The sequence below is a fragment of the Actinoplanes sp. NPDC051411 genome, assembly GCF_040682075.1.
Lineage (GTDB): Bacteria > Actinomycetota > Actinomycetes > Mycobacteriales > Micromonosporaceae > Actinoplanes.
The window spans coordinates 1-8,009 of sequence record NZ_JBFBAD010000238.1 but is presented as its reverse complement, the minus strand read 5'-3'; the positions used below and the strand labels follow the sequence as shown (position 1 = coordinate 8,009).

The following is an 8,009-nucleotide window of genomic DNA, read 5'->3' as shown; positions in this document are numbered from 1 at the left end:
GCCCGACGACCACGACCCGGTCCGGGGCCGCGTCCACCGCGGCCACGACCGCCGTCACCTGATCCTCCAGGGTCGCCGAGGCGTTGCCGTCGCCCTGGCCCGGCAACGTCACCGGGACGGCGCCCTCCAGCAGCGGAAGCACCGGGTCCCACACGGTCGGGGGCATCCACAGTCCAGCAGCAAGCACGTAAGTCATGACCGACAACCTAGAACCAATTCCGGACGTTCTGCTTCCGGTACATTCGAGCCGTGCAAAGTCCGACCGCACGTGCCCTGCGCACCCTCGAGCTGCTGCAGGCCCGGCCCGGCACCACCGCCGGCCAGCTGGCCGAGCACCTCGGCGTGACCGAGCGCGCCGCCCGCCGCTACATCGGCATCCTGCGCGAGGCCGGCATCCCGGTCGAGTCGGCCCGCGGCCCCTACGGCGGCTACCGGCTCGGCCGCGGCACCCGGCTGCCACCGGTGGTGTTCACCGAGGAGCAGGCGCTCGGCCTGGTCATGGCGGTCCTCGACGGACAGCCGGGCGCGATCGACACCGAGGACCCGATCGGCGAGGCGCTCAGCAAGGTGATCCGCGCGCTTCCCGAGGGCATCGGCCGCCAGGCGGCGGCTCTGCGGGCGTACGCGTCGGCCGCCCCCGACCGCAACCCGGCCCGGCCCGAGCCGGCGACCGTGAGCGCACTGGTCACCGCGGTGGCCGAACGGCAGTGCGTGTCGGTGACCTATCGCGCGGAGAGCGGCGATGAGTGGGACACCGACGTCGATCCGTGGGCGGTCGTCGTGCGGTACGGCCGGTGGTATCTGCTCTGCCGGTCCCATCGGGCGGACGCGATCCGCACCTACCGGGTGGACCGGATCCGCGGCGTACGGAAAACGGCGCGAGTCTTCGCGCCGCCGGACGATCTGGATCCGGTGGCAGCGCTGGAACAGAATCTCGGCGCGGGGTGGAAATATCCGACCCGGGTGGTCTTTCAGGCCCCGCACGCGCGGGTGGCGCCGTGGATCCGCGGGCCGATGGGCCGCCTCGAACCCGACGGCGACGACCGCTGCGTGCTGACCGGCAGCACCGGCAACCCGTCGATGTACGCCCAGGAGTGGCTGGCCACGGTCCCGTTCGATTTCGTGGTCGAGGAAGGCCCGGAATTGACGGCGGCCGTGCGGCGGGTCGCCGAGCGATTCGCGAAGGCTACAGTTCGCTGAGTTTGCGCAGCACTCGCGCCAGATCGGCGCGGTCCGACGCGTCGAGCGCGGCGAAGAAGCGCTCCCCCTCGGCCTGCCGCGCTTCCTGAATGGCGTGCGAGGTCCGTTCGCCGTCGGCGGTCAGTGCGACGAGGACCGCCCGCCGGTCGTCGGGGTCGGGCCGCCGGTCGACGAGCCCCAGGCGCTGCAGATCGTCGACCACCTCGGTCGCCGACCGGGGCACGATGCGCAGCCTCTCGGCCAGCGCGCTCAGCCGCAGGTCCCCGTCGCGGGCGAGCACGCTCAGCGCCCGGGCGAGCGACGGCGACAGCTCCCACGGTTCGAGCGCGACCTTGGTGCGGTGGCGCAGGCGCCGCGCGACCGTCCAGAACGCCTCGGCCAGGCGGTCGCCGTCGTGGGAGGAGGAGGTCACCGGAATACCCTACCGGGCGACCGCGTTGCAGCCTCATAATGAGGTAACCTCAGCATGTTGCACCGGCCGAAAGGATCCGCCCTTGCCCCGCCCCGCCCGAAAGAACACCGCCGCCGAGAAGGCCCAGGCCCGCAGCGTCTCCCTCCAGCGCATCGGCGCCCTGTTCACCGATCACAAGACGTCCCTGTCCATCGTCGTCCTGATCATCGTCGTGTCCTCGATCGTCGGCATGGCCTCGCCGTTCCTGCTGCGCGCCGTGCTCGACCGGGCGCTGCCGCACAACGACGTACGCCTGCTGGTCCTGCTCGTCGCCGGCATGGTCGGCGTCGCCGCCGTGACGTCCGCCCTCGGCGTGGTCCAGACCTGGATCTCGACCGCCGTCGGCCAGAAGGTCATGCACCACCTGCGCACCGAGGTCTTCACCCACCTGCAGCGCCAGTCGATCGCCTTCTTCACCCGCACCCGCACCGGCGAGGTGCAGTCGCGCATCACCAACGACATCGGCGGCATGGAATCGGTCGTCACCTCGACCGCCACGTCGATCGCCGCCAACCTCACGACGACCGTCGCCACCGCGGTCGCCATGGCCGCCCTCTCCTGGCGGCTCTCGCTGATCTCCCTGGTCGTGCTCCCGCCGTCGGTGTGGCTGACCCGCCGGGTCGCCCGGATGCGCCGCGAGATCACCGACCAGCGCCAGAAGGAGCTCGCCGATCTCAACGTCACCATCGAGGAGGGCCTGTCGATCGGCGGCGTCCAGCTGAGCAAGACCCTCGGCACCGCGCCCGCGCTGATCCGGCGCTTCACCGCCTCCTCCGAGCGCCTGATCGACCTCGAACTGCGCTCCGAGCTCGCCGGCCGCTGGCGGATGGCCTCGATGAGCGTGCTGTTCGCGGCCATCCCCGCGGTGATCTACCTGGCCGCCGGCCTCCCGGCGACCCGCGGCGCGATGAGCATCGGCACGCTGGTCGCGTTCACCGCGCTCCAGTCGGGCCTGTTCCGCCCGCTGCTCGGCCTGCTCAACGTCGGCGTCTCGCTCACCTCGTCGCTGGCGCTGTTCGCGCGCATCTTCGAATACCTCGATCTGCCGGTCGACATCGAGGAGCCGGCCCGCCCGGTGCGCCTGACGGCTCCGCGCGGCCACCTGCGCTTCGAGGGGGTCACCTTCTCGTACGCGGGGAGCACCGCCCCCGCCGTGCAGGGCCTGAGCCTGGACGTGCCCGCCGGGGGTTCACTCGCGCTCGTGGGCGAGACCGGTTCCGGCAAGAGCACGATCGCCGCGCTGATCGCCCGCCTCTACGACCCGACGTCGGGCCGCGTCACGATCGACGGGGTCGACCTGCGCGACCTGTCCTTCGCCGACCTGTCGAACGTGGTCGGCGTCGTCTCCCAGGAGACGTACCTGATGCACACGACCGTGCGGGAGAACCTGCGCTACGCCAGGCCGTCCGCCACCGACGCCGAGATCGAGGCGGCCGCGCGGGCGGCCCAGATCCACGAGCTGATCGCGTCGCTCCCCGACGGCTACGACACGATGGTCGGCTCCCGGGGCCACCGCTTCTCAGGCGGCGAGAAGCAGCGCATCGCGATCGCCCGCACGCTGCTGCGCGACCCCCGCGTCCTGGTTCTCGACGAGGCGACCAGCGCGCTCGACACCGAGACCGAGCGGGCGGTGCAGCGCGCCTTCGACGAACTGTCGGTCGGCCGCACCACGGTGACGATCGCCCACCGGTTGTCGACGATCCGCGACGCCGCCCAGATCGTGGTGGTCGACCACGGCCACGTCCTCGAGGAGGGCACCCACGACGACCTCGTCGGGTCCGGCGGCCGCTACGCCATGCTGGCCGCGTAAGAATCTCTTCCGTGGACGATCTGACCGACCTGCTGACGCGGGCCCTCGCCGCGACACCACCGGAAAGTCCGGCCGCGGCCGGTGCCCGGGAGGCTCTGGCCCACGGCGAGTACGAGGTCGCCCTCGGCCTGCTGGCCGAGCCGGCCGACGGGCGGCGCCCGCCCCCGGACTGGTGGGACCTGCTGATCGGCGCGGCCGACCTGATGCGCCTGCGCCCGGTCGCCGCGTGGTGCCGCTGGGGCCGGTGGGAGAGCGTCCACGGTGTCCTGCGGGCGTCGCTCGGCCTGACCGCTGGCGGCCCCATCCCGGGCCGCGGCATCGCCCGCGTCCGGTGGGACATCGGCCGGGACGACCCGCGCGCGGCCCGGATCTGGGTCGAATACGCCCCGTCGCTGGCCCCCGGATCGACCGGCTCGGTCCGGCTGGCCCCGCTGACCCCCGCCGACTGGCGTGGCCTGCGCCCAGGTCGGCAGATCACGATCGACGAGCACCCGCACCTCGCCGGCACCGCCACGATCCTGGAGACGGTCCCGTGATCGGGATCGTCAAGGCCCTCGTCGGCCTGCCGACGCGCGCGGCTCCGGCCCGGACCGGCGCCCGCCGCGGTCGCCTCCCGGTCGCGGACATGCTCCTCGCGGTCGACGACGAACGCTCCGGCCGCTGACGGCGGTCGCCGGAGTGCCGCCCTCGGACAGCACTACCCGGTGAAGCCGAGGCGGCGGTTCATGGCGATGGCGGTCCCGTTGCGCGGGTGATGGAACGTGACCAGCTTGCGGTAGCCGGCCTCGCGGGCGAACCGGACCGCGAGCAGCTTCATGGCGAGCGACAAGCCCCGGCCGCGAAAGGGCCGGAGCACGCCGGTCATCTCGGAGAAGGCGAAACTCTGCTCCGCATGCAGCGACGTGGCGGACATCCCGGCCCACTCGCCGTCGTGCCGGGCGATCACGACGCCGCGTCGTCGAACCGTCCGATGTCGAGCGACAACCGCACCCGGTCCACCATGTCGAAACCCTAGACCGGGGCCTCCCCCGGCGCGATCGCCAGCAGCGAGATGATGGCGAGGCCGCGCTGGGCCGCGTCGTTGGTCGCGATGTCACCGGCGGGGATCTCCTGCACCGGCGACGGCACGAGCGGACCGGAGACGGTGACCGCCGCCGGCCAGGGCTTGCCGGCCGGGTCGTTCAGGAACTGGTCCCAGCCCCGGCGGCGCAGCGACGCGTCGTGCAGCACCTCGCCGGCCCAGGCCGTGACCCGTGAATAGATCGTCGGGAACGCTCCGGGGTTGAAGTCGAAGCCGTACCGGGCGATCTTCTCGGCCGACGGCGCCAGCACGTACCGGGCGAAGTCCAGGAACACGGCTTCGAAGGCCGGCGCGTCGATGAGCGACAATGCCTCCCACAGGATCTGCTCGCCGCAGAACGCCATGGCCAGGTTGTATCCGCCGAGATAGTCGCCCTTGTCGAAGTTCGTCAGGTGCCCGGTCGCCGGGTCGAAGCCGACCGCTCCACCCGCCTCCCCGGTGAACAACCCGGCCGGGAAGCCCGCGATGTCGGTCATCCCGGTCACGATCCGGTCCCGCCAGCGGGTGTCGCCCGTCCGCTCCCACTCGGTCAGCCAGTTGCTGACCAGCGCGTACCAGTCGGGGCCGATGCGCAGCCGGGTCGGTGCGAGCGTCTGCGGCGGCAGCACCTCGCGGAGGGGTTCGACGGTCAGCAGCGTACGGTCGGCGCGCAGCGACGAGCGCAGAAGCTCACCGAGCAGCTCGTCCGCCGTCAGGTAGTAGGCGAACCGCTTCGTGAACGACTCCCCCACCCGGGCCTCCTTCGCCCCGTCACCCCAGTGCGAGACGTTGTGCCGCGAGCCCAGCCCGGCGAACCGTCCGGCGTGGTAGGTGTCGACCTCGCTCACGTGCCGGGTCATCGCCCGCGCCAGCCGGAACACCGCCGGGTCACCCGAGCGCAGGAACGCGTACCAGAGCATCGCGTCGGTCCCCAGCTCGGCGTTGTCCCAGGCGTAGCCGCCCACGTCGTAGCGCCACTCGTGCCGGTCGGCGTCGTAGGTGTGCATGACGTCGCCGTAGTTCCAGTAGCCGTACCAGTCCCGCTGGTCGACCTGCCCGGCGTAGAACGCGATCTGGTCGTCGAGCGCCTTCTCCAGCGCCGCCCGGGCCGGGGTGGTGCGGTCGGGCAGGCTCCAGCGCCCGAACACGCCGGCCGCGTGGTAGGCCGCCGGGTCGGCGACGATCTGCGGCGGGGCCTCCAGCGCGGCCGAGAGGGCGGCGATCCGGTCGCGGGACGGCGTCGCCGCGAACGCCCACAGCACCATCTCGTCCGACCGCACGATCCCCTCGGGCGTGCTGAACCCCGCCTGCACGTCCTCATAGGCCAGATCCAGCCCGTGCGCGGTCGTGTCGTAGTGCCGCAGGTCCATCGCCGGCGCGTCCGGCGCCCACGACCACAGCGTCACCTGCGCCCGGTCACTGGCCGCGCCCCGGATGTCGAGCGCCCGCGGAAAACGCGGCCAGAACTCGGCCAGTCCGAAGCCGAGGCCGCCGGACGGCCCACCCGCGTACCCGAAACCGCTGGCGCGCCTGCCGCGCCCGGCGTGGGTGAGCCAGCACCCGGCCGGCGTGGTTCGCTTGGCGACGGTGAAATGATGGGCCGACGGCTGGCTGAGCCGGAAGTCGTTCCATTCGGCCAACTGACCGAACGAACCGCTGACCTGCGGGTTCCAGGCCGACTGCGGCGGCGTGGCGGTGCCCTGCACCTGCGCCGCGTCCACCGCCGCGCCCGGGTCGCGCCGCAGCCCGGTCAGCACCCGCACCGGCTCACCCCAGACCCCGCCGCCGACCACCCCGAACCGGATGTGCCGGTCGTAGGTCTCGTCGCTCAGCGGCACGTCCACCCGCAGTCCGAGGCCGCGCACGAAGTCACGGCCCGCGTCGGCGTCCCAGGTGAAGCTGTGCACGAGCCGCACGGCTTCGCCGGCGGCGAGACAGACCCGGAGGGTCCAGGGAAGGATCCGGCGCGGGCCCGCTTCCGTACGCCGGTAGCTCCCCGACAACCGCACGACGGCCCGCACCGGGCCGGACTGCTCGATCTCCGCCCGCTCGACGTGACCCTGGTATGACGATTGCCTCGGTACGACCGTCTCATCGTCCGGCCGGTCCTGGAGCCGCAGCACCAGCCGCCCGTTCGACGCCGTCACGCGGCCGCCACGCCGGAGGTTCACGATCGGGACCGACCCGCGGGTGGCCAGCCGGATCTCGATCGTCCCGTTGGCCAGCACGATGTCCCCGCCTTGCCGCTTGACCGTGACCGGCGAGTCGGGCGTCTGCGGCTCGCCCGGCGCGAGCAGGTAGCGGTCCTTCTCGCCGCCCGCCCCGATCGCGTGCCCGGTCCACTTGAGCGAACCGTCCGGCCAGTAGGCCAGCGGCCAGCTCTGCACCGCGACCGGCGTGCCGTCCCCGGCGGTCAGGGCGAGCGGCGTGTGGACCGGCAGCGTGCCCCGGGCCCAGGGAACGCCCCACGTCGCCCCGCCCACGGTCTCCCGTGGCAGGCCGTCCAACCAGTGCAGAGCCGTCTTTCCCGGATCGGCCCGGGCGGCTCGCACCGGGATCGCGGCGGCCGGGACTCCGCCGGCCGCGGCGAGGGTGGCGGTCAGGAGCGTACGGCGGGTGAGTCGCGGCATGCCGGGTCCTCCGGTCTGATCGTCGTCCCGGAATTCATATCGATCGATTAGGCCGACCTCAACCGATCCGCCCCGATCCGCCGACATCCTCAGGAAAGCGTTTGCCTGGGCGAACCTCGCATTCCTGGCATCTCGCCGTAGGGTGGCCCTGCACCCCATCCGCGAGCCCCGGTGGTGGCGCTGGGGCGCGTGCCCTGGTACCAAGGCGGGATGGCCGACTTCGTCATCCGCAGATGGGAACTGGCGCACTACGACGGTCTCCAGGCCCCGCCCCACGTGCACGAGCGGGGCGACGAGGCGTTCTGCGTCGTCCGCGGCCGCCTCAGGGTCCTGATCGGCGACACCTGGGTCGAGCTGGGCCCCGGCGACCATGCGACCGTCCCCGCCGGCACCGCCCACACGTTCGCCACCGCCGGCCCGTCCGGCGCCGACGTCCTGGCCGTCATGACCCCCGAGATCGACGCCCTGGTGACCGCCCTCCACACCGCGACCACCGACGCCGAACGCGCCGCGCAGTGGGCCGCCCACCACGCCCACCTGGCGGAGGACCGCCCGTCCACCCGGGAGCCCGGCGAGTAGATCGGGGAGTCAGCCGCGGGTCCTGGCGGCCGTGACCGTAGCGCCGACCAGGTCGAAGTCGGGGTCGGCGACCGGACGGCCGAAGTGGTAGCCCTGCAGCAGGCGATAGCCGAGCCGGTAGAGCGCGTCCGCCTGCTCCGCCGTCTCCACACCCTCGGCGACCGCGGTCAAGCCCAGACCGGTGCTGACCTGGATCAAAGCCTCGGCAATGACCGCGTGCCGGCCCGCCTCGGTGATCCGGTCGACGAACGACTTGTCGACCTTCAACGTGTCCACCGG

At 72.7% G+C, this 8,009-nt stretch carries 10 protein-coding genes; 5 read left to right on the top strand and 5 right to left on the bottom strand.

Going from position 1 to position 8,009, the window contains the following annotated elements; all coding sequences use genetic code 11:
• Positions 1–196, bottom strand: a 196-nt coding sequence (locus AB0M88_RS52255; protein ID WP_364115789.1) for an alpha/beta fold hydrolase, incomplete at its 3' end; no start/stop codon positions are given.
• Positions 197–240: 44 nt separating this feature from the next.
• Here AB0M88_RS52255 and AB0M88_RS52250 point away from each other — a divergent pair.
• Positions 241–1,200 (top strand): WYL domain-containing protein, encoded by a 960-nt coding sequence (locus AB0M88_RS52250; RefSeq protein ID WP_364115793.1) that lies wholly within the window; start codon positions 241–243, stop codon positions 1,198–1,200.
• Here AB0M88_RS52250 and AB0M88_RS52245 read toward each other — a convergent pair.
• Positions 1,187–1,618, bottom strand: coding sequence for a MarR family winged helix-turn-helix transcriptional regulator (locus AB0M88_RS52245; protein WP_364115792.1), 432 nt, complete (start codon positions 1,616–1,618; stop codon positions 1,187–1,189). The genes AB0M88_RS52250 and AB0M88_RS52245 overlap by 14 nt on opposite strands.
• 76 nt (positions 1,619–1,694) lie before the next feature.
• Here AB0M88_RS52245 and AB0M88_RS52240 point away from each other — a divergent pair, with 76 nt between their 5' ends.
• The 3 genes from AB0M88_RS52240 to AB0M88_RS52230 are packed head-to-tail and all read left to right on the top strand — an operon-like array spanning position 1,695 to position 4,125.
• A complete protein-coding gene (locus AB0M88_RS52240) occupies positions 1,695–3,461 on the top strand; it encodes an ABC transporter ATP-binding protein (protein ID WP_364115786.1) in 1,767 nt (588 codons plus the stop codon).
• An 11-nt stretch (positions 3,462–3,472) separates the two neighbouring features.
• Entirely contained in the window at positions 3,473–3,997 is a 525-nt protein-coding gene (locus AB0M88_RS52235) for a hypothetical protein (protein ID WP_364115783.1), read from the top strand.
• A complete protein-coding gene (locus AB0M88_RS52230) occupies positions 3,994–4,125 on the top strand; it encodes a hypothetical protein (RefSeq protein WP_364115781.1) in 132 nt (43 codons plus the stop codon). The genes AB0M88_RS52235 and AB0M88_RS52230 overlap by 4 nt, the downstream gene beginning before the upstream one ends.
• A gap of 33 nt (positions 4,126–4,158) precedes the next feature.
• Here AB0M88_RS52230 and AB0M88_RS52225 read toward each other — a convergent pair whose 3' ends face one another.
• Together AB0M88_RS52225 and AB0M88_RS52220 are read right to left on the bottom strand one after the other, a co-directional pair.
• The gene (locus AB0M88_RS52225) at positions 4,159–4,407 is read right to left on the bottom strand and encodes a GNAT family N-acetyltransferase (protein WP_364115778.1); all 249 of its coding nucleotides are present in this window, start codon (positions 4,405–4,407) and stop codon (positions 4,159–4,161) included.
• A 65-nt stretch (positions 4,408–4,472) separates the two neighbouring features.
• Complete coding sequence (locus tag AB0M88_RS52220; RefSeq protein ID WP_364115775.1) at positions 4,473–7,151, bottom strand: hypothetical protein; 2,679 nt, start codon at positions 7,149–7,151, stop codon at positions 4,473–4,475.
• Positions 7,152–7,361: 210 nt separating this feature from the next.
• On the opposite strand from AB0M88_RS52220, the gene AB0M88_RS52215 reads away from it, so the two are divergent.
• Entirely contained in the window at positions 7,362–7,730 is a 369-nt protein-coding gene (locus AB0M88_RS52215) for a cupin domain-containing protein (protein ID WP_364115772.1), read from the top strand.
• Positions 7,731–7,739: 9 nt separating this feature from the next.
• Here AB0M88_RS52215 and AB0M88_RS52210 read toward each other — a convergent pair.
• Positions 7,740–8,009, bottom strand: a 270-nt coding sequence (locus AB0M88_RS52210; RefSeq protein ID WP_364115769.1) for an EAL domain-containing protein, incomplete at its 5' end; no start/stop codon positions are given.

Excerpts from the sequence above, each read along its gene's own strand:
- AB0M88_RS52220 (WP_364115775.1), bottom strand. The coding sequence starts at position 7,151 with ATGCCGCGACTCACCCGCCGTACGCTCCTGACCGCCACCCTCGCCGCG.
- AB0M88_RS52215 (WP_364115772.1), top strand. The coding sequence starts at position 7,362 with ATGGCCGACTTCGTCATCCGCAGATGGGAACTGGCGCACTACGACGGT.